We start from the raw sequence: 21,326 nt of genomic DNA on the forward strand, positions 1-21,326 counted from the left end.
GCCCCGATATTCCTTGAAGAAGCAAGAATGGGAGCCGAAGCTCCCATTCCGTTCAATCTGCGAAAAGGCTGATCACTTGTGGCTCAAGCGACGCACGGCCCAGTCGCCCAGGCTCTGGATGGCCTGCACGAAGAAGATCAGCACGATCACGACGGCCAGCATGATGTCCGGCAAAAAGCGCTGATAACCGTAGCGAATGCCCAGATCGCCCAAGCCGCCGCCGCCGATGGCGCCCGCCATGGCCGAGTAGCCCGTCAGGCTCACGAAGCTGATGGTCAGACCGGCGACGATGCCCGGCAGCGCCTCGGGCAACAGCACCTTCCAGACGATCTGGCTGGTGGTCGCGCCCATGGACTGGGCGGCCTCGATGAGGCCGTTGTCCACTTCGCGCAGGGCGGTTTCAACGAGCCGCGCGACAAAGGGCGCGGCGGCCAGCGTCAGCGGAACGACGGCGGCCCAGGTGCCGATCGACGAGCCCGTGATGAAGCGCGTGAACGGAATGATGGCCACCAGCAGGATGATGAACGGCGTGGAGCGCACGGCGTTCACGATCCAGCCGACGGTCTTGTTGAGCGCGCCGTTTTCGAGCACGCCGCCCTTGTCGGTCAGGCGCAGGAACACGCCAAGCGGGATACCGATCAGCCCGCCGACGAGGCCGGACACGCCGACCATGATGATGGTTTCCCAGAGCGACTGCGCGAACAGCTCCAGCATCATTTCAGAAAAATTCTCGAACATCGCTTCAGTCCTCCAACGCCACTTCCTGCACCAGCACGCCCTGGGCGCGCAGCTCGGCCACGGTGGCATCAAGCTGCATCTGCTGGCCGCTTGCGAACACCGCGAGCGAACCGAAGGTCTGGTTCTGGATCTCGTCGACCTGGCCATGCAGGATGGACAGATCCAGCGAATACTCGCGGATCAGGCGCGAGAGAATCGGCTGGTAGGCCTGCTCGCCCGAATACGACAGACGCAGCAGTCGGCCGCTCTGGCCAAAGCCCTGCGCCTGTGCTGAGAGATGGCGCACGCGGTCGAACACGCTGGCGGGCAGCTCCTGGGGCACGATCTCGTCGATCAGGCTCTTGGTGATCGCCTGCTCGGGACGGGTGAAGACGTCGATCACGCGGCCCATCTCGACGATGCGGCCGGCCTCGATCACCGCCACGCGGTCGGCGATCTGCTTGATCACCTGCATCTGGTGCGTGATGAGAACGACGGTCACGCCCAGCTCGTTGTTCACCTTGCGCAGCAGATCGAGAATCGAGCGCGTGGTCTCGGGGTCGAGCGCGGAGGTCGCCTCGTCCGACAGCAGCACCTTGGGGTTGCTGGCCAGCGCGCGCGCAATGCCCACGCGCTGCTTTTGGCCACCGGAAATCTGTGCCGGATACCGGTCCGCCAGATGGTTCAGACCCACCAGTTCGAGCAGCGGATCGATGCGCTTCTTGATGGCGTCCTTGCTCAGACCGGCCAGCTCCAGCGGCAGAGCCGCATTGTCAAAAACGGTGCGCGAGGACAGCAGATTGAAATGCTGGAACACCATGCCGATTTCGCGGCGCGCCTCGCGCAGCTCGACATCGTTCAGTCGGGTGAGATCGCGCCCGGCGACAATCACCTCGCCCGCCGTGGGCCGGTTGAGCAGATTGATGACGCGCACCAGCGAGCTCTTGCCCGCGCCGGAACGCCCGATGATGCCGAACACTTCGCCAGCGCCGATCTGGAGATCGATGCCGCTCAACGCCTCAACCGGGCCTTTTGGGCCCTTGTAGATCTGGGTAATACCCCGTAAGTCGATCATGAATGCAAAAAACACGCCGCAGCGAGCTTGGCGGGTCGTGGTTCCCGCCAACCTGCAGCGGCGCGCTTTCAGGAATTAATTGGATGGCTTGAAATGTAATCGTTCGTCATGGATGTCACAACGAACATTACGTTAAGTAGTAAGACCCGAGAGTTATAAGCGCCGATCCACTCCAGCGCGCTCTGAGAGCACTGGAGCCATATCGGGGCCAACACTGACAGCAGAGTCTCTCGTCTCTCGCTATCATTCGGGTTTCCCCTTATTTTAAGCGAACCCAAAGGCCGCGCCCTTGGCCTGTGTTTGGGTCCGGGCGACTGCCCCTCGCAACGCTTCTCCTCAATCACCCTTCATGCAACGCCGCTGGCCCCCTGTTCTCTGGATCGGTTACTCCATGTGCGTGGGCGTGATGGGCACCGCGCTCGCCAGTCCCCTCTACCCCATCTACCAGACGGAATGGAATCTGCGCCCGAGCGACATCACGCATGTCTTCGTGCTCTACATGTTCGGGGTGCTCATCAGCCTGATGTTCCTCGGCCGGCTCACGCAGCGCTTCGGCTTTCTGCCGATTCTGCGCGCCGGACTCATCGTGATGACTGCGGGCGTCGCCATCTCGGCGCTCGCATGGAACGTGCCGTCGTTCATGGTCGCCCGCATGCTGATCGGCCTGGCCTCGGGCATGATCACCACCTCCGCTTCGGTCGGCATGGTCCAGGCCAGCCCCGGCAAGGACCCGCGCCGCATCGCCGCGCTCACCACCGTGGCGATGACTCTCGGCTTCGGCATCGGCCCGCTGCTCGGTGGCGTGATGGCGCAGTGGGTGCCGCATCCGCTGGTCACGGCCTATATCCCGACCATGCTGATGGGCGCGCTCGCCGTCTACGCGCTGTTCCAACTGCGCGCCGAGCCCGTGGCCCAACCGCTCGACGAGCATGATCCCGACGCCACCGTGGACAACACCCGCGCGCTCGCTGGCTGGATGCCCACCCTGACCTTTCCGCCCGCCCGCGGACGTCGCCAGTTCTGGCTGGCCAGCATGGGCGCATTCAGCGCGTTCGGCATGTTCAGCCTGTATTCATCGCTTGCGCCGAGCTTCATGAAGGAACTCGTGCCCTGGAGCGGCCCTGCCGTGAGCGGGCTGTCCATCGCGATGATCCTGTTTCTTTCGTCGGCGTTCCAGTACGCGGTGCGCAACTTCAGGACCAAGCGGGTGGTGCTGACCTCGGAATCCGCGCTCGCCCTCTGCAACGTGCTGCTGATGCTGACCATCCACAGCGGCGAGGCCTGGCTGTTCATCGCCGCCGTGCTGGTGACCGCGTTCGGACACGGCCTCGCCAACGTCGGCGGCATGGGCGTGGTCGCCAAACTCACCACGCCCGCCGAGCGCGCGGGCCTGCTGAGCTCCTACCTCATCATCGGCTACATGGGCACCATCGTCCCGATCATCGCCGTCGGCTGGCTTGCCGATCGGCTGGGACTGCACACTGCGCTGATCATCTTCTGCTCGAGCATGGCGCTGATGAACGTCGCCATCGGCGCACTGGTGTGGCGCACGAAGGAACTGCCAGCCGCCAGCATCTGATCAACGCTCGCTGGCGGTGCGTGTCGACTTCTTGACCGCGGCGGCGTTCGGCGCTGGAGCATTGTTCGCTGCGGCGGCTTCGCGCTTCTTCATCTCGGCGATCAACGCGGAAAACTGCTCCGCCGTCTGATTGCGCACCGCCGCCGGCCCCACCAGCGGCGGCAACCAGAATCCTGGCTCCACATCCGCGTGATACACCAGCCGCGTGCCACCGGGCTCCGGCGACAGCGTCATCACGCTGTGCATGAACTTCACATTGCCCGCCACATTCGTCGCGCTGATCTGCTCCTGAGGCACCAGCACGACCTCGCGAGTGGAGTCGTATTTCTTGGTGAACGGCCCAAAACGCGCCACCCCCACCTGCCGGATCGACATATGCCTGTCGTCCACCCCCGGGATCACGTCGCTGACCTGCACATCAGGAAGAATCTGCACCAGTTTGGAGAAGTCAGTCAGCACCTCCCAGACGATCCTCTGCGGCACATCGGCATGGATGACCGCATCGACATGGAACTGGTCACCATCGCGCTGCACGTTCACCGAACTCGGCGACACCAGCAGCGGAGCCCGTCCACCCGAGGCCGCATTGCCTGCCGACGGATAGTCATCGGCCGCCGCATTCGCCGCAGCGCCCAACAGCAGCAGCGGCAGCATCAGGGCACAGCCCATGCCCACACGCAACCCATTCGCTCGCCAATTCATTTTGCCGGCTCCATCGCTCAATCGATAGCGCAAGCATATCGGGCTTTGCATTGTTTCGCTGGGTGCGAAGAACAGCGATCAGGATCGCCCCTGCAGCCACGTCTTACATCGAACTGGAGACCCCGCTTCGCCGACGAAAGCCCGCGAGACCCAAGATACAGAACGTACCGAGAACCAAAGCAGAGGCTCCGACCGTCGGGACCGGAGCCATTTCGGCCGCCGGCAAGCCGGGACAGGACATGGTGTAGGTATGAAACACGACATCATTCGCCACTTTCCCGCCGGCAGGAGTGAGGAGAGTGACGGTGATGGGATTGGCCTTTGGTTGGTTCAACGCGTAAGGACCATACTGGAGTTTCGAGCCCACAACCCCAAGTCCATTGGGGCCAAAGGATTGAGAGCCCAGAACGTTGCCAAGTCCATCTTTGACAATGCCTTGAACAATCTCAGCCCCCTTGCCCGTGTTGTCCAGTGTTGGAACGCCTTGGTCCGCCGTGAACGTGGCCTCCAGCGCATCGCAATCAATGGTGATCTGGGGATTGGTCAAATTGCATCCGGAGACGAGCATCAGCACACTGGCAAAGAAGATGAGACGCTGGATGTCAAAGCCGAGGCAAACGTTTCTCATTGCATGGATAGTTAAGTTATGTAACTTTCACTTTCAGCGCAGCAGCGAGCTGCGTCAATGCCACCGCCATGGTTTTGAATCAGTTTCTTGTCTTGCGACAACTCCTTGATCCAGCAGCAGCGATTCAACCGACAAGAAGCAACGCCAAACCTCCGTCGTCCCGATTTCGGAAATTTTGGACTCCTTGGATACCCCGCTTTCACTGGAGAAACGGTTTTGACATCGCGCTTGAAAGCCAATAGCTGGCAGTGAAGTGGGATGCAGATGACCAAGTGCAGGATTGGTCACGCCGGTTGGAATGTCGCCGCGAACCAACGTGCGTTTTCGCAAACGCGCTGCGGTTTGCAAAAAAAAGCCGCCCGGAAAGGCGGCTCGTTGACGGTCCAATATCGAATCAATACTTGGTCGCCTTGATGTCTGCTTTGGCTTTCTCGTAGTCGGCTTTTGCCTGCTTCTTGCAGGCGTCCTTGGCCTCGCCTGTGCTGTCGTCGCACTTCTCTTCAGCGACTTCGTACGCGCCCTTCGCCTTGGCTTCGTCTACCTCACGCTTGTGTTTGGCGCTGGGCTTGTACTGCTGCTCGAGTTCGGCCTTGGCGATTTTTTCTTTGGCTTCAGCCTCTTCCTTGCACACGTCTTTGGCGTTGTCCTTGAGGGTGTCGCACTGCGCTTTCGCCGCCTTGTAGTCGGCTTCAATCTGCTTCTTGGCTGCGGAGTGCTGATCCGCTGTCATCCCCTGCGCTTGCGCCGCGCCGACAACGAACACGGTGCCCATCAGTGCCAACGTTAGTGATTTCAAGTTCATCTGCTGCTCCTTTGTTGATAACCCAAGTTTCAGATCAACAAGAATGCAGGCATGTAGGCCAAGGCGCACGCGGTCGGACGGACATTGAACACGATGCTTATAGGACTTTCAGTTTTGGAGTGTCGTCTGCAGATGTTGAGCACGCCCGATTCGCACCCGCAAGGTGCGGCCGTGACAGGCAGAGATCGTGCAGGGCAATGTCGACGCCAAGGCCATACCGTGCGTTCGGAACGACAAAACACACGAACTTTGCGCAGCCCCACGAGGCGCCGAGCCCATCAAAAGTCAAGGTATCCTAGCCACTGATCCACAGGGGTAGTTAGGTGACAAATAAGGGACAAATTAGGGCACACCGTCTGGAAACCCGCATGGACAGGCCGTTTCACGTGCTCATGGTCTGCATGGGCAACATCTGCCGCAGCCCTACGGCACATGGCGTTTTCGAGAAGCTCGTGCAGGACGCTGGGCTGTCGGACTCCATTCAGGTTGATTCGGCTGGCACCCACAGCTATCACGTCGGCGAACCTCCGGACCGGCGATCGCAGGCCCATGCGGCCCAGCGCGGATATGACCTGTCGGCGCAGCGCGCGCGCCAACTCGTGGCAAGCGACTTTGAAAAGTTCGATCTCGTGCTGGTCATGGACGACAACAACGAGCAGGCCGCGCGGACCCTCTGCCCTCCCGCCCAACGACACCGTCTCATGAGACTGACGGATTTCTGCACGCGCTTTGACGACAAGGAAGTGCCCGATCCGTACTACGGTGGTTCGGGCGGCTTCGAACATGTGCTCAATCTGGTCGAGGATGCCTGCACGGGCGTGCTCGGCGCGGTGGTCTTCGCACGCAAGACGGGCTGATCCTTATGCGGCCCGATCCCGGCAGGCCGAACGCAGGCGCTCAAATCACGTATTCCGCCTCAAGGTGCTCCGACTTGAGGGCTTCCTGCACGACGTCTTTCGTGAGCGTTGGAACGAACGCCTCGATGAAGCGATACGCATAGCTGCGCAGCCACGTCCCCCGCCGCAACCCCAATCGCGTGAGATTCACCTCGAACAAATGCCTTGCATCGATGGCATGCAGATGCCGGTCGCGCTCTGGATCAAACGCAATGGACGCCACAATGCCGATGCCCATTCCCAGTTCCACATAGGTTTTGATCACATCGGCATCCATGGCGGTAAGCACGATGTCAGGGCTCAGCCCCACGCGGTTGAACGCCGCATCGATATGCGCGCGGCCGGTGTAGCCCGACTCATACGTGATGATCGGGTAGAGGGCCAACTGCTCCAGCGTGATGCTCGCGCCGTCCTGCTTGAGCAACGGATGTCCCGGCGGCACGACGATGGAGTGCGTCCAGCGATAGCACGGCAAGGTGACGAGCTGGTCAAAGCTGGCAAGCGCCTCGGTCGCGACGCCGATGTCCGCCTCGCCCGACAGCAGCATCTGCGCGATCTGCTCCGGTGAGCCCTGGCGCAGATGCAGTGAGACATCGGGGCACAGCTCGCGAAAATCGCGCACCACCTGCGGCAGCGCATAGCGTGCCTGCGAATGGGTCGCGGCGACGATGAGGCCGCCGCGCTCGCTCTTTGCAAAATCATCGCCCGCATGCTTGAGGTTTTCCGCCTCCAGCAGCAACCGCTCGACGATGGGCAGCAGTACCTCGCCGGGCAGGGTCATGCCGGTGAGACGTTTGCCCGCGCGCACAAAGATTTCCACACCCAGCTCGTCCTCCAGCTCGCGGATCTGACGACTCACGCCGGGCTGGGAGGTGTGAAGGATATTGGCCACGTCGGTCAGGTTGAAGCCACGGCGTACCGTTTCGCGAACTGAGCGCAATTGCTGAAAGTTCATTTTGTTATGTATTCGAATGGAAGCGCAAAATCAAAGCGGAACCAAAACAAAAAACACGCGCACGCGACGAGCGCGTTGCGCGTGAAGAGACGCCAGAGAAGCCCTGCGCGCCATGCTCATCAGAGCCGTGCGCAAGGCTTCTCTGGAGTTTCATTCAAAGCTTGGCGATGGAGACCTCGGTGGACTTGACAAGGGCCACGACCTCGGAGCCGACGGCAAGGCCGAGTTCATCGACCGAGCGCGTGGTGATCACCGAAGTGACGATGCCGAACGGAGTCTGCACGTCGACTTCGGAGACCACTTCGCCGCGAATGATTTCGCTGACTTTTCCCTTGAACTGGTTGCGTACGTTGATGGCCTGAATGGACATGTTGAATTTCCTGAAAAAAGTTCGATGAAGCGGTAAGCCGCTCGATAACGAATCAGTAAGAGATGGCAAAGCCCAGCAGTGACGCGACGCTCGCGACCTTGCGCTGCACCGCTTTCACAGCTGTAAACCGGGGAGCTCGCAGCCCCCACGAAGAAGCAGTGACCTGCAGCAGGCTTTGTTGAACGAAGTTGGGAATGGACAAGGACATGGACATGATCAGAATCTTTCTGTTGAAACGGAAATGGATGGCTTCGAGTGGGTGTGCAATGCCTTGTGCGGCTCAGCTTTCACAATCGCAGTCGGTACAACATCGATCCAGCAGAAAGGACACGGGAGAAAAGTCCGTCAGCAGCAACGCGTCGATCGCGGTGAAGGCCTGCGCGCTCACGTCCCGCATTCGCTGCCGATCCAGATCGCCTGCGCTGGCATGAAATGGTGCGCGCAGCGAGGTCAGCGCGCCTGCCCATGCGGCACGCCAGGTGCTGCTTCGCGGAGCATCGGAGGAAGGGATGGCAGTGTTCGGAGCGCTCATGGCTTTCACCTTGATGGACGGGTCACGTGGTCTGGTTCTTCAACGCTCAGTGCAGCTTCTTGGTGTAGATCTGGTCGAAGCTGCCGCCGTCGGCGAAGTGCGCCTTGTCAGCCTTGGCCCAGCCGCCGAACGCCTGATCGATGGTCACCAGCGTGAGCTTGGGGAACTGCTTGTCGAACTTGGCCTTGGCCTTGTCGCCGGTCGGGCGGTAGTAGTTCTTGCCGGCGATGTCCTGGCCTTCATCCGAGTACAGATACTTGAGGTACTCCTCGGCCAGAGCGCGGCTGCCCTTCTTGTCCACGACCTTGTCGACCACGGAGACCGATGGCTCGGCCAGGATGGACAGTGATGGCGCGACGATCTCGAACTTGTCCGGACCGAATTCCTTGAGCGCCAGAAACGCCTCGTTTTCCCAGGCCAGCAGTACGTCGCCCACCCCGCGCTGCACGAAGGTGATGGTCGAGCCGCGCGCGCCGGTGTCGAGCACGGGCACGTTCTTGTAGAGGCTGCCGACGAAGTCCTTGGCCTTGTCTTCGCCGCCGTACTTGCGCTTGGCGAATTCCCACGCGGCGAGGTAGTTCCAGCGCGCACCGCCCGAGGTCTTGGGGTTGGGGGTGATCACTCCGACGCCGGGCTTGACGAGATCGTCCCAGTCCTTGATGCCCTTGGGATTGCCCTTCTTCACCAGGAAGACGATGGTCGATGTGTAAGGTGCCGAGTTGTGCGGCAGGCGCTTTTGCCAGTCGGGCTTGACGAGACCTGTCTTGACCAGCGCGTCGATGTCGCCGCCCAAGGCGAGCGTGGCGACGTCGGCGTCGATGCCATCCAGAATCGAGCGTGCCTGCTTGCCCGAGCCGCCGTGCGATTGCTTGAACTGCACGTCCTGACCGCTCTTGGCCTTCCAGTGCTTGGCGAACGCCTGGTTGTATTCAACGTAGAGCTCGCGAGTGGGGTCGTAGGAAACGTTCAGAAAGCTGATCGGATCAGCCGCGAACGATGGTACGGAGGCAAGGGCCATAGCCCCGACTAGTCCGAGAGACAGGGGAAACTTGATAAAGTGACGGCGATCTTTCTTCATGGCGTGCTTTCTGGTCCTTGTTGCTTGAATGGATTCGGCTCAAGCTGCTGTTTGGGTGGCTTCTTGTTGCCGATGCCATGAATTCTGAAAGTCACGCGACAAAACTGGAACGATTAAGAATTCAGTTCTATATTCAAAAATCATCTAAGAAAAGGGTAACCCCATGGCACGTAACGTCCAATGCATCAAGCTCGGCACCGAAGCCGAAGGCCTCGACTTCCCTCCGTACCCCGGTGAACTGGGCAAGCGCATCTATGAAAATGTGAGCAAGCAGGCATGGGCCGACTGGCTCAAGCACCAGACCATGCTGGTGAACGAAAACCGCCTGAATCTGGCCGATGCACGTGCGCGCCAGTACTTGGCACGCCAGATGGAAAACCACTTTTTTGGCAGTGGCGCTGATGCCGCACAGGGCTACGTGCCCCCAAGCGCGTAAGTTCCCGGCACCACATTGATCCAGCGCATGCAATGCGCCTGAATCCATCCTGACGGCGGCGTAGAGTCGCCGTTTTGCTTTTCAGACTCTTTTCTTCTTCCTCATGACCGAGCCCCTTGCCTGGCTGCCCGATGGAACGCCCTTCAGCCCCCGCTTCAATGACCGCTATCACAGCGACGTCAATCGTGGGCTGGATCAGGCGAGAGAAGTGTTCCTTCACGGCTGCGGCCTTCCGGCCGCTTGGGCCGACCAAGCGCAGTGGCGCATTCTCGAGACGGGTTTCGGGCTGGGCCTGAACTTCCTGACGACATGGAAAGCCTGGCGCGAAGACCCTCACCGCCCACGGATCCTGCACTTCATCTCTGCCGAGGCATGGCCGGTGGGCGCGGACGATCTGCAGCGTGCCGCGCCCGAAGAGTTCAAGGCGCTGGCCGACGAACTCGCGCAGCAGTTCTGGGGCCTGCTGCCCGGCGTGCATCGGCTGTCGTTCGATGAAGGACGGGTACTGCTCACGCTCTACATCGGCGACGCGCAGGCCATGCTGCGACAGCAGAGCCCCGTGGCGGATTCGGTGTATCTGGACGGCTTCAGCCCCAAGGTCAACCCCGAGTTGTGGAACGTCCACATGTTCAAGGCCATCGCCCGCTGCTGTCATCGCGGCACGCGGCTGGCGACCTGGACCATCGCGCGCGCGGTGCGCGATGATCTGGCGCAGTGCGGCTTCGAGGTGAACAAGGTCCCCGGCGTGCCGCCCAAGCGCGACAACCTGCAGGCCGTATTCAACCCACGCTGGGAGCCCCGCGCCACGCGCGAGGCGCTGCCCGATGTGTCGGCACCCCGCGCGACGACCTGCATGGTGATCGGCGCGGGTCTTGCGGGCAGCGCATGCGCCGCAAGTCTCGCACGGCGCGGCTGGCAGGTGACCGTCATCGATGCGAGGCATGCGGCTGCCGGTGCCTCGGGCCTGCCAGCGGGCGTGTTCGCGCCCCATGTCTCACCCGACGACAGCGTGCTCTCGCGCCTGTCGCGCGCGGGCGTGCGCAGCACCTTGCAGACGCTCGCGCCGATGGAGCGCGGCACCGATTGGTACGACTGCGGCGTGCTCGAGCACCGCGTGGACGGCACGCCAGGCATTCCCGCGTCGTGGAGCGAAGAGCCCAAACACTCCGGCACCGACTGGTCGCGCCCCGCCACGGCCGAGCAATGCATGCGCAATGGCGTGCCGGCCGACGCGGCCGCCTGCTGGCATCTGCGCGCGGGTTGGGTGCGCCCACCCCGGCTGGTCGCGCATCAACTCGCGCACCCCAGCATCCGGCATATCGACAACGCCTGCGTGGCGCAGTTGCTGCAGGCGTTGGCGCAGGAATCCGGCAGTGACGGCCCTCGCTGGCGTGCCATCGATGCTCAAGGCTCCACCATCGCCATGGCGGATATGGTGGTCATCACCGCAGGCTTCGACAGCCATGCGCTGCTGCAACAACGCTGGCCGCTGCAGGCGCTGCGCGGGCAGATCAGCTGGGGCTTGCATGGCGAATCGACAAGCCACGCTCCATGGCCGCAAGTGCCCGTCAACGGTCACGGCAATCTGGTTCCGCATGTGCCGATGGAGGGGTCGGCTCGAGGTTGGGTGCTGGGTTCGACCTTCGAGCGCGATGTCACCGAGTTGCCCCCCGACGCTGCCGACCAAGCCATGGCACATGCGGAAAATCTGGGCAAGCTGCATGAACTGGTGCCGCCGCTCGCATCGGCGATGCAAGCGCCCTTTGCCGATACCGCCGCCAAGCAGGTCCAAGGCTGGTCCGCCGTGCGCTGCGCGTCACATGATCGACTGCCCATCGTCGGGCCGGTGGATCATGACCAGATGCCTGGCCTCTGGGTATCGACGGCGATGGGCTCGCGCGGGCTCACGCTGTCGGTGCTCTGCGCGGAGCTGCTGGCCGCGCGGCTGCATCACGAACCCCTGCCGATGGAGGCGCGCCTGGCTCAGTTGCTCAGCAGCGAACGGATGGCGCGTCGCTGATTTTCAGCGCGTCATCACCAACATCTCCACCACGCCCCTGTCGCCCCCCGAGTGCGACTGCAGCGCCTTGCCGATGACCGTGCCCGGAACCACCGCGCCGGACGCCCGCTTGGCGTGGCCTTCGAGACTGGCGCTCACCAGCAGATCGCCGGGACGGATCGCTCCGCCCTCCAGCGTCACCTTGACCGGCACCCTGCCCGCCAATGCCAGCGCGGGCAGACCCGTTGCGTCTTCGAGGCTCGCGTTCATCAACACGCCGGGCTTGGTGGTGATCACGCCCGCGACCATGGTGCTTTCCGAGCCCCTCGAAAGCCGGTAGTGCAGCGCATGCTCCGGGTCGATCTCGACCACATCGCCGGGCTGTGGCGTGCGGCCTCGGAAGTCGATCAGCTCGGCGATGTCTGCACCGCTGTTCTGCGTACCACCGTTGAAGAAGCCCTTGCCCGTGTCGTCGATGCGGGCCACGTTGCTGCCCTTCTTGAACACCGCGAGGTTGCCTGTGCCGTTGCCAGCGACGACAAGCACATCACCGCCATTGGCAGCATTCACGTTTTCAAAGCGTGCAGCGTTACCGATTCCGCCACTGAGGCCAACCTGCCCTACCACGCCGATGCCGCCATTCGCGTTCGTCACGAAACCACGCACACCGTATCCGTCCTGCCCATCGTGCCGACCGACCACCGCGCCAATGCCAGAGCAAGTCGATCCACCACACTTCCCTCCGTTGCCAGTTCCCGCCCGTCCTACCACCGCCTCGCCGTATGGGTTGTCGCCGATCACCCCCGCGGCGGAAATGCTGCCTGCAATGCCCCACACCGCATTGCCACCGGCGCTTGTGGCAAACACGCCAGGTCCGACGCCCGCCTGCATCACATCAACGCCACGAGCGCCATTGCTGGCATTGGTCAACTGCACCTGCAGACCCGAACCTATGCCGTTGGACGTCGCAATGACGGTCGGCACGGTGCTGCTGCCATTGTTGATGGCGCCACGCAAAGCGCCGCCTGCCCCGGTCTGCGTCACGTCGAACAATGTCAGCACGTTGTTCACCGTGGCGGAATAAGGCAGCGAAAAACCTGCGACTGGCGGCGGGCATGGCCCGATGAAGCCCTGTATGAGGTCGATGCACATCTGCGTCGCCTGCCCCGGCAGACCGCTCCAGCCGGGAATGGAGATTTTGCCGTCCTCCTGCACGCGAAAGCGGACCGTGCTGCCCACGCTGTCCTTGACGACGAGGCCACTGCCCGCCGAGGGTTGCACGACCACGTCGGCCGCATGGACCAGCGACGTCGGCAGACACAGACCGGCCACGGTCGCCGTCAGGCTCAGGGAGGCGCCCGCCAGAGCGCGCGTGAATCGAACAACTGCTCGCATGGAATGACTCCTTGGTTTTCTCGTGGGTTGACTGGGTGACTGGATAAGTGAGTAAAAGCGCGTTCGGCCTGCTTACCGCTCCGTCTGTGCTGAAGGCAGTTTCCTCAGATCCACGGCAGTCCGTGATGCCTGTGCCGCCACCGCCGCAGGGTCGTGAACCACACCGCCGTCGGCCGGCTGGTCGGAGTTCAGTGCTGTGGGACTTCGGCGCGCGTCGTTCGAGGTGTGAGGCTCATCAGCACCTGTCGTTACCACCGCAGCCTCCTCCGATGGCAGCCGGGGCGCGCTCTGGGCGATGGCGGATTCCAGCGTGCCGCAGAGCACCAGGACGACGAAACACCGCAAGACTTGAATCGCATATTGCATATACCCTCCGATATTCGTCATATGGGTTTATAAAAAATCGCCGTATTTACCGTTTCCGCGTCGACCATCGCCAGCCCAGAAGTGCCAGAAGCAGACCGAGCAGCACGAGCGACCCGTTTGAAAACACCGGAATCCGCTTGGCCACCGGATCGGAATATTCACCGTTTTCGTCGAAATAGAACCACCGATACAGATTCGGGCCCGGCACCGATTCAAAGACGCTCGCATGATTCGGCGCGATGACAGAGCCCGTGGCCCGGTTGTCCGCCACGTCAACAAAATGAATATCCTGCAGCGTGGTCGCTGAAATCATGGCCGGTATTCCCGCTGAGGTGCTGCGGATGTTGAGCAGATTCCCCGATGCACCACGCAATTGCAATTGCCCCGCGACGGTGACCGTCTGGGATGAATCGAGAATCAACTTCTTGCCGGTCGACGTGATGACGGACAGATGGTGAAAATTGGTTCCACCGCTCACATGCGATTGGCTTCGACTACAGCCATCCACCACGCTCAGAGTGCTCACTCCCGGATTGAAGGCGCCTGCCGACTCGAAATTGCCCGCCGTATCAAGCTGTGCACCACCCGCGTCGAATGTTCCGCCAGCGGCAATAGTGGTGTTGTCCACGGCCTGGATCCGGGCCGTGCTGCCAATGGCGGTTCCGCTCACCTGCAGATCGGAGCAGCCGAGATTCAATACCGCATCGCCAAAATCGACCGTGGAGCCGCTGCCGATCTGAATCTGTGCTGCGACACCATGCAATTGATGACTGATAAAAAGAAGAAAAATCCAAATGATCCGACTGGTGCACATAAACCCTCCACACCTGATCCTTGATTATTAAAAATGAGGGAATTCGCTTTTGATTGTGCGAATCTAATTTCCTCAAATGCAAAACCAATCAGGGTTTTTACAAGAGTTTTTTTATTTAATCCACTCAAGCTCACTCATAGCCACGCAATCCCAATATCCTTCCAATTCAATCAAATCAATCATAATGATTTACCAACGCCGCGCATCCGCCCAAAAAAGCATGGGAAAAATATCAAGATAATCAACCCCATAAAAAAGACCGGGTGATGCATTCGCATCCCCGGCCATCAAATACCTTGGAAACAAAACAATCAGACTCGATCAGAAGCTATGGCGTACTCCAAATTCAAAGCCATCGCTGTTGCCGCCGGGCGACTTCACAGCAAGGCCGAGGTTGTAGTTCATGCCGTTGCCCTTGTTGTCGATGCGAGCAACATGGCCATAGAGAGCCGTGCGTTTGGACAGTTCGTACACATAGCCCAGCGCCAGATGCGCCGCGTCGTTCGCCACACCCTTGGCCTTGACCTGCGAATAGGCGACGCGGAAGTGCCCAGGACCTGCCGGAATGCGTGCGCCCACCAGCGCGCTCTTCGTGGAGGTGTCACCGACCTTGTTCTCGTTCCACAGCAGCATCAGCTCCGCGACGCCGAAGTCATACGAGCCGCCGATGTTGGTCTGGCGCAGGTCGCCGAGCGACGAGATCTCCGTCTTGGTGATGCCCACCGCCACGTTCACCGGACCGGACTTGTAGCCCAGTCGCGCGCCCATCACCCGTCCATCGTTCTTGGTCGGGCCCGAAGCGGAGTTCTCGCCGAAGGCGTACATCGCCTGACCGTAGAGGCCGCCCATCTTGGGCAGGTGATAGCCAATGGAATTGGAGGCACGCACATTGGTGATGCGCGCCGGGCTCTGCACCGGATAGAACAGGAAGGACGAGCTGCCGATGCCGTTGGTGCCGAACGGGCTGAAGTGCGACAGATTCCAGAAGCCGGGAACATAGTCGCGGCCGATGCGCACTTCACCCCATTTGTCCCCCATCAGGCTGATCGTGGAGCGGCGACCGAAGGTCAGGCCACCGGAGTTGGAAGCGCCGCTGGGCTGATTGTTGGCGCTGGTGCTGCCGCCCGTGCCGACGTCGGGATTGATGGCCGCTTCCAGCCAGAATCCGGCCTTCAGTCCTCCTCCGAGGTCCTCCACGCCACGGAAGCCGAGGCGGCTCGACAGATTTCCGTCCGTGCCGAGGATGTTCACCGAGCCGTTGCCACCGCTGCGCAGGTGCGAAACATTGGTGTCAACGATACCGAACAGAGTGACGGACGAACTCTGCGCGTACACCGCGCCGCCGCTCAGGGTCAGCGCCGTACAGACGGCGACCCGAGATAGTTTGAACATATTGACATGTCTCCGTTAAAAGGGTTTTGCAGGAAATCTGCCGGCGCAGTCTAGAAATCCCGCCTGTCAATCCGCTGTCCAAATCTTAGGTAGATATACGTATGGCGTTGCACGCCGCCAAACCGTAGCTGAACGGTCACAAGGGGCTCGCCACCCGCGCTTTTCCCTCGACAGATGGACGGTGGCTGCATCCCAATACCGCGTTCGGGCAAGTCCACAGGGTCGAAATCACTATCCCCCGATCCGTACGCGCCATCACGGGAAAGCGGCGCAGCTGTCTGCAATCTGAAACGCATACGCGCCCGTTCCTTATTCCATTTCAGGCATATATGCGTGAATAAATATTCGTTTGAAATATTAAGAAAGACTTCTACATTCGCTTCATGGCATAGACAAAGCCATGCAGCGTGGTTGAAGGGCGCTTCGGAAAGTCGCCCTCCCCGCAGTCAATTCCCACTATGTAAGCCGCCGCCATGTACCAATACACCGAATTCGACAAACAGTTCATCCACCTGCGTGCCGAGCAGTACCGCGACCAGCTGGAGCGTTTCCAGGCAGGCAAGCTCACGAACGACGAGTTCAAGCCGCTGCGCCTGCAGAACGGCTGGTATGTGCAGCGCTACGCACCGATGCTGCGCGTGGCGGTGCCCTATGGCGAACTGTCGAGCACCCAACTGCGCGTGCTCGCCAAGGTGGCGCGTGAATACGATCAACCCGATGCCACGCTGCTGGCCGACGCACAGGCCGCGCAGGAAAAGCTCGGCGACATCCCGCTCGCGGACGGCCGCCGCATCGGCACGCAGTTCAAGTACGGCTACGGCCACTTCACCACACGCACCAATGTCCAGTTCAACTGGATTCCGCTCGACAAGAGCGCGGACGTGATGGATCTGCTCGCCTCGGTGCAATTGCACGGCATCCAGACCAGCGGCAACTGCATCCGCAACATCACCACCGATGCGCTCGCCGGCATTGCCGAAGACGAGATCATCGATCCCCGCCCCTACTCCGAAATCCTGCGCCAGTGGAGCACGCTGCACCCCGAGTTCTCGTTCCTGCCGCGCAAGTTCAAGCTGTCGCTCAACGGCGCCAAGGAAGACCGCGCCGCGCTCGGCTGGTATGACACCGGCCTGCAACTGGTCAAGAACGAGGCGGGCGAGATCGGTTTCAAGGTGCGCGTGGGCGGCGGCATGGGCCGCACGCCGGTGATCAGCCCGGTGCTGCGCGAGTTCCTGCCGTGGAACCAGATCATGAATTACCTCGAAGCGGTGATTCGCGTCTACAACCGCTACGGCCGCCGTGACAACCTCTGGAAGGCGCGCATCAAGATTTTGGTGAAGAGCGAAGGCCAGAGCTACATCGATCAGGTCGAGGAAGAATTCCGCTCCATCGTGGAAGTCGAAGGCGGCCCGCACACCATCACGCAGGCCGAGTTCGACCGCGTGGCGGCCAACTTCAAGGAGCCCGAGCTGGACCTGCGCCCCTCCGATGCCGAGGCCGAAACGCTGGAGCTGCTGCGCACCGCGAGCGAAGAGAACAACGACTTTGGCCGCTGGCTGCACAGCAACGTGCTGCCGCACCGCCTGCCGCAACTGCGCGCCGTGGTGCTGTCGTTCAAGCGCGTGGGCTATGCCCCCGGCGACGCGACGGCTGACCAGATGGACGCCGCAGCCGACCTGGCCGACAAGTTCTCGCACGGCGAACTGCGCGTGACGCACGAACAGAACCTGCTGCTGCCCTGGGTGCGCCGCGACCAGCTGGCCGAGCTCTACAAGGCCGCGAAGGCACTGGGTCTGGCCAAGGCCAACATCGGCCTGCTGACCGACATGATCGCCTGCCCCGGCGGCGATTTCTGCTCGCTCGCCAACGCGCGCAGCCTGCCGATCGCCGAAGCCATCACCGAGCGCTATCAGGATCTGGACGAGCTGTGGGATCTGGGCGAGATCGATCTGCACATCAGCGGCTGCATCAACTCCTGCGGTCACCACCACAGCGGCCACATCGGCATCCTTGGCGTCGACAAGGACGGCAAGGAGTGGTATCAGATCACGCTCGGCGGTGCGGACGGCACGAACCTTTCGGGCCCCGCGCAGGCGGGCAAGATCATCGGCCCATCCTTCAGCGCGGCCGAAGTGCCCGGCGTGATCGAGGCCCTGCTCGCCACCTACCGCGATCTGCGCGAAGCCCTTCCGCAGGAAACCGCCAAGGCCGCGCATGGCCAAAAGCACGAGAACTTCATCGACACCGTGCGCCGCGTCGGCATCGAACCGTTCAAGGCAGCCGCCAACGCCGTGCGCCACACCGCCCACGCTGCAGTCTCCGCCTGACCCGTACCAAGCCAAGAGAACAACAGACCATCATGCAAATCTTCGCTGCAAACGAACACCAACCGGTCACGGAAGACCAGAAGCACATCGTCGTGCTGCCCAATGACGCAGACCCACTGGCCCTTGATCTGGCTGGTGTGGAGCGCATCGATCTCGATTTCCCCAAGTTCACCGATGGCCGCGCCTTCAGCCAGGCGCGCCTGCTGCGCCAGCGCCGCCAGTTCACCGGGGAAATCCGAGCCACGGGCGACGTGCTGATCGACCAGCTCGTGCAGATGGCGCGCTGCGGCTTCGACGTGGCCGTGCTGCGCGAAGGCGTGGACAAGGCCGATGCCAAGCGCCAGTTCGAACGCTTCAACGCGTTCTACCAGGGCGACGTGAATCACCCGCTGCCGCACTTCCGCGAAGCCGCCTGAGAAACAGGAACAAAAAAGAATGAACGCCCGCACCGAACCCGCGCTGCTCTCGCAACTGAGCAACCGCCATCTGGATGCGCTCGAAGAAGAGACCATCTTCATCCTGCGCGAAGTGGCCGCCGCCTTTGAACGCCCCGCCCTGCTGTTCTCGGGCGGCAAGGATTCGCTGGTGATGCTGCGCTGCGCCGAAAAGGCCTTTGGCGCCGGTCGCCTGCCCTATCCGCTGCTGATGATCGACACGGGCCACAACTTCCCCGAAGTGACCGAGTTCCGGGACCTCCGCGCCAAGGAGCTGGGTGCCGAGTTGATCGTGCGCAGCGTCGAGGACTCGATGGCGCGCGGCACCGTGCGCCTCGCACACCCCGGCGAATCGCGCAACGTGCACCAGTCGGTCACGCTGCTCGAGGCGATTGAAGAATTCCGCTTCGACGCGCTGATCGGCGGCGCACGTCGCGACGAAGAGAAGGCCCGCGCCAAGGAGCGCATCTTCTCGCACCGCGACAGCTTCGGCCAGTGGCAGCCCAAGGCGCAGCGCCCGGAACTCTGGACGCTGTTCAACACGCGCCTGGCCCCCGGAGAGCACTTCCGCGTGTTCCCGATCAGCAACTGGACCGAGCTCGATGTGTGGCAATACATCGACCGCGAAAAGATCGCGCTGCCCTCGATCTATTACACGCATCAACGTGAAGTGATCGAGCGCAAGGGCCTGCTGGTGCCGGTGACCGAACTCACGCCTCCACGCGATGGCGAGCAGGTCGTGACCCGCGACGTGCGTTTTCGCACCGTGGGCGACATCACCTGCACCTGCCCCGTGGAAAGCACGGCGGCCACGGCCGGCGACATCGTGATCGAAACATTGGCCGCTGAAGTCAGCGAGCGAGGCGCCACCCGCATGGACGACAAGACCAGCGAAGCCTCGATGGAAAAGCGCAAGAAGGACGGGTATTTCTGATGAGCACCGAAACCATTGAACGCGGCAACGATACCGGCTCCGGCACGGGCAAGACGGCTCCCATCGCGGCGCACGCGTCCAACGACGCGGCCCTGCGCTTCATCACCTGCGGCAGTGTCGACGACGGCAAATCCACGTTGATCGGCCGCCTGCTGGTGGACACCCGCGCGGTGCTGCAGGATCAGTTCGCAGGCATCACCAAGAGCGGCGAGACCGATCTGGCGCTGCTCACCGACGGCCTCTCGGCCGAGCGCGAGCAGGGCATCACCATCGACGTGGCCTACCGCTACTTCAGCACCGAGCAGCGCAAGTTCATCATCGGAGACGCGCCCGGCCACGAGCAGTACACCCGCAACATGGTGACGGCGGCTTCAAGCGCCGACGCCGCGCTGGTGCTGGTGGATGCCACCAAGCTCGACTGGCAGAACCCGCAGCTCGAACTGCTGCCGCAGACGCGCCGCCACTCGCTGCTGGTCAACCTGCTGCGCGTGCCGTCGCTGATCTTCGCGGTCAACAAGCTCGACGCGGTGCAGGACCCCGCCCTCGCCTTCGCCCATATCCGCAACCAGCTGGCCGCGTTCGCGCAGGCCGCAGGCATCACCGTGCGCGCCACGGTGCCGGTCTCGGCGCTCAAGGGCATCAACGTGGTCGACGCCACCAAGGGCTGGGCCGGCTATGAAGGCCCGAGCCTGCTGCAATTGCTGCACACGCTGCCCGCCACGCCCGCCGACCGGGAGCTGCCACTGGCCTTCCCGGTGCAATGGGTGGAGAAGTTCTCCTCGTCCGCCGACACCAGCCAGGGGCGACGCGTGTTCTGGGGCCGGGTGGCCGCAGGTGCCGCGAGGCCCGGCCAGCAGGTCACACTGCTGCCCAGCAACCAGACCGCCACCATCGCACAGGTGCTCAACCATGTGCGCGAACCCGGCAATGTGGATGCAGGCGACAGCGCCGGCATCGTGCTGGACCGCGAGGTGGATGTCTCGCGCGGCGACTGGATCGTGGCATCGGTGGACAGCACCCAGCCCGCCGCCGAGGATGACTTCGACGACGCCCCCGCCAGCCAACCCGCATGGCCGGGGCAGCGCGAAGTGCAGGCCACCGTCGCGTGGATGGACGACGAGCCGCTGGTTCCTGGCCGCGTCTACCTCGCGCAGCACGGCCACCGCTGGATCAAGACCAAGGTGCGCCGCGTGGTGCACCGCCTGAACATCAACACGCTGGCCGAAGAAAATGCCGAGCGCCTTGAGGCGAACGCCATCGGCCATGTCGAGCTGCTGCTGCAGGAGGCCGCTCCCGTCGCTCCGTTCACGCAGGCCCGCACGCTGGGTTCGCTGATTCTGGTGGACACTGCCAGCCACAAAACCGCCGGTGCGGTATTGATCCGCTCCTGAAAAAGGTTGAAACCTCTTGCAACGCCCGTGAAATGGGCGTTGCAAGACCGTCGATGCATGCCGGACCCGGGAGAATTTCCCGAGTTACCGTATCGCGGCAAGGGCCGCGCTCCACGTGGAGGCATCTAGCGCCTAAAATCAGGGAATTCCCGAAATAAAAAAATACGCAACCACATGACACACGTCGTCACCGAAAACTGCATCAAGTGCAAATACACCGATTGCGTCGATGTTTGCCCCGTTGACTGCTTCCGCGAAGGCCCGAACTTCCTGATCATCGATCCCGATGAGTGCATCGACTGCGCCGTCTGCATTCCGGAATGCCCCGCCAACGCCATCTTTGCCGAAGAAGACCTGCCGGCGGACCAGATCGCCTTCATCAAGATCAACGCCGATCTGACGCCCAAGTACAAGAGCATCACCAAGCGCAAGGAGCCGCTGCCTGACGCCGACGACTGGAACGGCAAGACCGACAAGGTCCAGTACCTGGACATGTGATTGGCA

At 62.0% G+C, this 21,326-nt stretch carries 22 protein-coding genes; 9 read left to right on the top strand and 13 right to left on the bottom strand.

The features are described 5' to 3' along the window. Nucleotides 1–72: 72 nt before the first annotated feature. Both ISG32_RS08845 and ISG32_RS08850 read right to left on the bottom strand, forming a co-directional pair. Complete coding sequence (locus ISG32_RS08845) at nucleotides 73–738, bottom strand: methionine ABC transporter permease (RefSeq protein WP_194770649.1); 666 nt, start codon at nucleotides 736–738, stop codon at nucleotides 73–75. Between the two features lie 4 nt (nucleotides 739–742). Next, complete coding sequence (locus ISG32_RS08850) at nucleotides 743–1,792, bottom strand: methionine ABC transporter ATP-binding protein (protein ID WP_194770650.1); 1,050 nt, start codon at nucleotides 1,790–1,792, stop codon at nucleotides 743–745. A 349-nt stretch (nucleotides 1,793–2,141) separates the two neighbouring features. On the opposite strand from ISG32_RS08850, the gene ISG32_RS08855 reads away from it, so the two are divergent. Further along, on the top strand, nucleotides 2,142–3,371 hold the full coding sequence (locus ISG32_RS08855; protein WP_194770651.1) for an MFS transporter: 1,230 nt from the start codon (nucleotides 2,142–2,144) through the stop codon (nucleotides 3,369–3,371). Here ISG32_RS08855 and ISG32_RS08860 read toward each other — a convergent pair whose 3' ends face one another. From ISG32_RS08860 to ISG32_RS08870, 3 genes are all read right to left on the bottom strand, one after another. Continuing rightward, nucleotides 3,372–4,073, bottom strand: a complete 702-nt coding sequence (locus ISG32_RS08860) for an SRPBCC family protein (RefSeq protein ID WP_194770652.1) — start codon at nucleotides 4,071–4,073, stop codon at nucleotides 3,372–3,374. Nucleotides 4,074–4,176: 103 nt separating this feature from the next. Beyond that, nucleotides 4,177–4,701, bottom strand: coding sequence for a hypothetical protein (locus ISG32_RS08865; RefSeq protein ID WP_194770653.1), 525 nt, complete (start codon nucleotides 4,699–4,701; stop codon nucleotides 4,177–4,179). Between the two features lie 394 nt (nucleotides 4,702–5,095). Then, the gene (locus ISG32_RS08870) at nucleotides 5,096–5,503 is read right to left on the bottom strand and encodes a hypothetical protein (protein WP_194770654.1); all 408 of its coding nucleotides are present in this window, start codon (nucleotides 5,501–5,503) and stop codon (nucleotides 5,096–5,098) included. Between the two features lie 368 nt (nucleotides 5,504–5,871). Between ISG32_RS08870 and ISG32_RS08875 the strand changes: the two genes are divergently transcribed. Further along, nucleotides 5,872–6,360: a low molecular weight protein-tyrosine-phosphatase gene (locus ISG32_RS08875; protein ID WP_456074286.1), complete on the top strand. Its 489-nt coding sequence runs from the start codon at nucleotides 5,872–5,874 to the stop codon at nucleotides 6,358–6,360. A gap of 40 nt (nucleotides 6,361–6,400) precedes the next feature. Here ISG32_RS08875 and ISG32_RS08880 read toward each other — a convergent pair whose 3' ends face one another. The 5 genes from ISG32_RS08880 to ISG32_RS08900 all read right to left on the bottom strand — a co-directional run bounded on the left by ISG32_RS08880 (nucleotide 6,401) and on the right by ISG32_RS08900 (nucleotide 9,334). Continuing rightward, on the bottom strand, nucleotides 6,401–7,354 hold the full coding sequence (locus ISG32_RS08880; protein WP_194770655.1) for a CysB family HTH-type transcriptional regulator: 954 nt from the start codon (nucleotides 7,352–7,354) through the stop codon (nucleotides 6,401–6,403). 154 nt (nucleotides 7,355–7,508) lie between these two features. Beyond that, entirely contained in the window at nucleotides 7,509–7,724 is a 216-nt protein-coding gene (locus tag ISG32_RS08885; protein WP_194770656.1) for a TOBE domain-containing protein, read from the bottom strand. Nucleotides 7,725–7,776: 52 nt separating this feature from the next. Next, nucleotides 7,777–7,938, bottom strand: coding sequence for a hypothetical protein (locus ISG32_RS08890; protein WP_194770657.1), 162 nt, complete (start codon nucleotides 7,936–7,938; stop codon nucleotides 7,777–7,779). Between the two features lie 66 nt (nucleotides 7,939–8,004). Further along, complete coding sequence (locus tag ISG32_RS08895) at nucleotides 8,005–8,256, bottom strand: hypothetical protein (RefSeq protein WP_194770658.1); 252 nt, start codon at nucleotides 8,254–8,256, stop codon at nucleotides 8,005–8,007. 46 nt (nucleotides 8,257–8,302) lie between these two features. Continuing rightward, nucleotides 8,303–9,334, bottom strand: coding sequence for a sulfate ABC transporter substrate-binding protein (locus tag ISG32_RS08900; RefSeq protein WP_323745915.1), 1,032 nt, complete (start codon nucleotides 9,332–9,334; stop codon nucleotides 8,303–8,305). 163 nt (nucleotides 9,335–9,497) lie between these two features. Here ISG32_RS08900 and ISG32_RS08905 point away from each other — a divergent pair, with 163 nt between their 5' ends. Together ISG32_RS08905 and mnmC are read left to right on the top strand one after the other, a co-directional pair. Then, nucleotides 9,498–9,770 carry an oxidative damage protection protein gene (locus ISG32_RS08905; RefSeq protein WP_194770660.1) on the top strand — a complete coding sequence of 91 codons (273 nt, stop codon included), beginning with the start codon at nucleotides 9,498–9,500 and terminating at the stop codon, nucleotides 9,768–9,770. 103 nt (nucleotides 9,771–9,873) lie between these two features. Further along, a complete protein-coding gene (mnmC, locus tag ISG32_RS08910) occupies nucleotides 9,874–11,790 on the top strand; it encodes an FAD-dependent 5-carboxymethylaminomethyl-2-thiouridine(34) oxidoreductase MnmC (RefSeq protein WP_194770661.1) in 1,917 nt (638 codons plus the stop codon). Nucleotides 11,791–11,793: 3 nt separating this feature from the next. On the opposite strand, the gene ISG32_RS08915 is transcribed toward mnmC, so the two are convergent. The 3 genes from ISG32_RS08915 to ISG32_RS08925 all read right to left on the bottom strand — a co-directional run bounded on the left by ISG32_RS08915 (nucleotide 11,794) and on the right by ISG32_RS08925 (nucleotide 15,736). Then, a complete protein-coding gene (locus ISG32_RS08915; protein ID WP_194770662.1) occupies nucleotides 11,794–13,164 on the bottom strand; it encodes a hypothetical protein in 1,371 nt (456 codons plus the stop codon). Nucleotides 13,165–13,576: 412 nt separating this feature from the next. Beyond that, nucleotides 13,577–14,344: a hypothetical protein gene (locus tag ISG32_RS08920; RefSeq protein WP_194770663.1), complete on the bottom strand. Its 768-nt coding sequence runs from the start codon at nucleotides 14,342–14,344 to the stop codon at nucleotides 13,577–13,579. A gap of 321 nt (nucleotides 14,345–14,665) precedes the next feature. Then, nucleotides 14,666–15,736, bottom strand: coding sequence for a porin (locus ISG32_RS08925; RefSeq protein WP_194770664.1), 1,071 nt, complete (start codon nucleotides 15,734–15,736; stop codon nucleotides 14,666–14,668). Between the two features lie 473 nt (nucleotides 15,737–16,209). Here ISG32_RS08925 and ISG32_RS08930 point away from each other — a divergent pair, with 473 nt between their 5' ends. The 5 genes from ISG32_RS08930 to fdxA all read left to right on the top strand — a co-directional run bounded on the left by ISG32_RS08930 (nucleotide 16,210) and on the right by fdxA (nucleotide 21,320). Next, nucleotides 16,210–18,063, top strand: a complete 1,854-nt coding sequence (locus tag ISG32_RS08930; protein WP_194770665.1) for a nitrite/sulfite reductase — start codon at nucleotides 16,210–16,212, stop codon at nucleotides 18,061–18,063. A 32-nt stretch (nucleotides 18,064–18,095) separates the two neighbouring features. After that, entirely contained in the window at nucleotides 18,096–18,479 is a 384-nt protein-coding gene (locus tag ISG32_RS08935) for a DUF934 domain-containing protein (protein WP_194770666.1), read from the top strand. A gap of 19 nt (nucleotides 18,480–18,498) precedes the next feature. Beyond that, the gene (gene cysD, locus ISG32_RS08940) at nucleotides 18,499–19,431 is read left to right on the top strand and encodes a sulfate adenylyltransferase subunit CysD (RefSeq protein WP_194770667.1); all 933 of its coding nucleotides are present in this window, start codon (nucleotides 18,499–18,501) and stop codon (nucleotides 19,429–19,431) included. Further along, nucleotides 19,431–20,822 carry a sulfate adenylyltransferase subunit 1 gene (locus tag ISG32_RS08945; protein ID WP_194770668.1) on the top strand — a complete coding sequence of 464 codons (1,392 nt, stop codon included), beginning with the start codon at nucleotides 19,431–19,433 and terminating at the stop codon, nucleotides 20,820–20,822. The genes cysD and ISG32_RS08945 overlap by 1 nt, the downstream gene beginning before the upstream one ends. Before the next feature lie 174 nt (nucleotides 20,823–20,996). Beyond that, nucleotides 20,997–21,320, top strand: a complete 324-nt coding sequence (gene fdxA, locus ISG32_RS08950; RefSeq protein WP_194770669.1) for a ferredoxin FdxA — start codon at nucleotides 20,997–20,999, stop codon at nucleotides 21,318–21,320. The last annotated feature ends 6 nt before the right edge of the window (nucleotides 21,321–21,326 follow it).

This window comes from Diaphorobacter caeni (assembly GCF_015354245.1).
GTDB lineage: Bacteria > Pseudomonadota > Gammaproteobacteria > Burkholderiales > Burkholderiaceae_C > Diaphorobacter_A > Diaphorobacter_A caeni.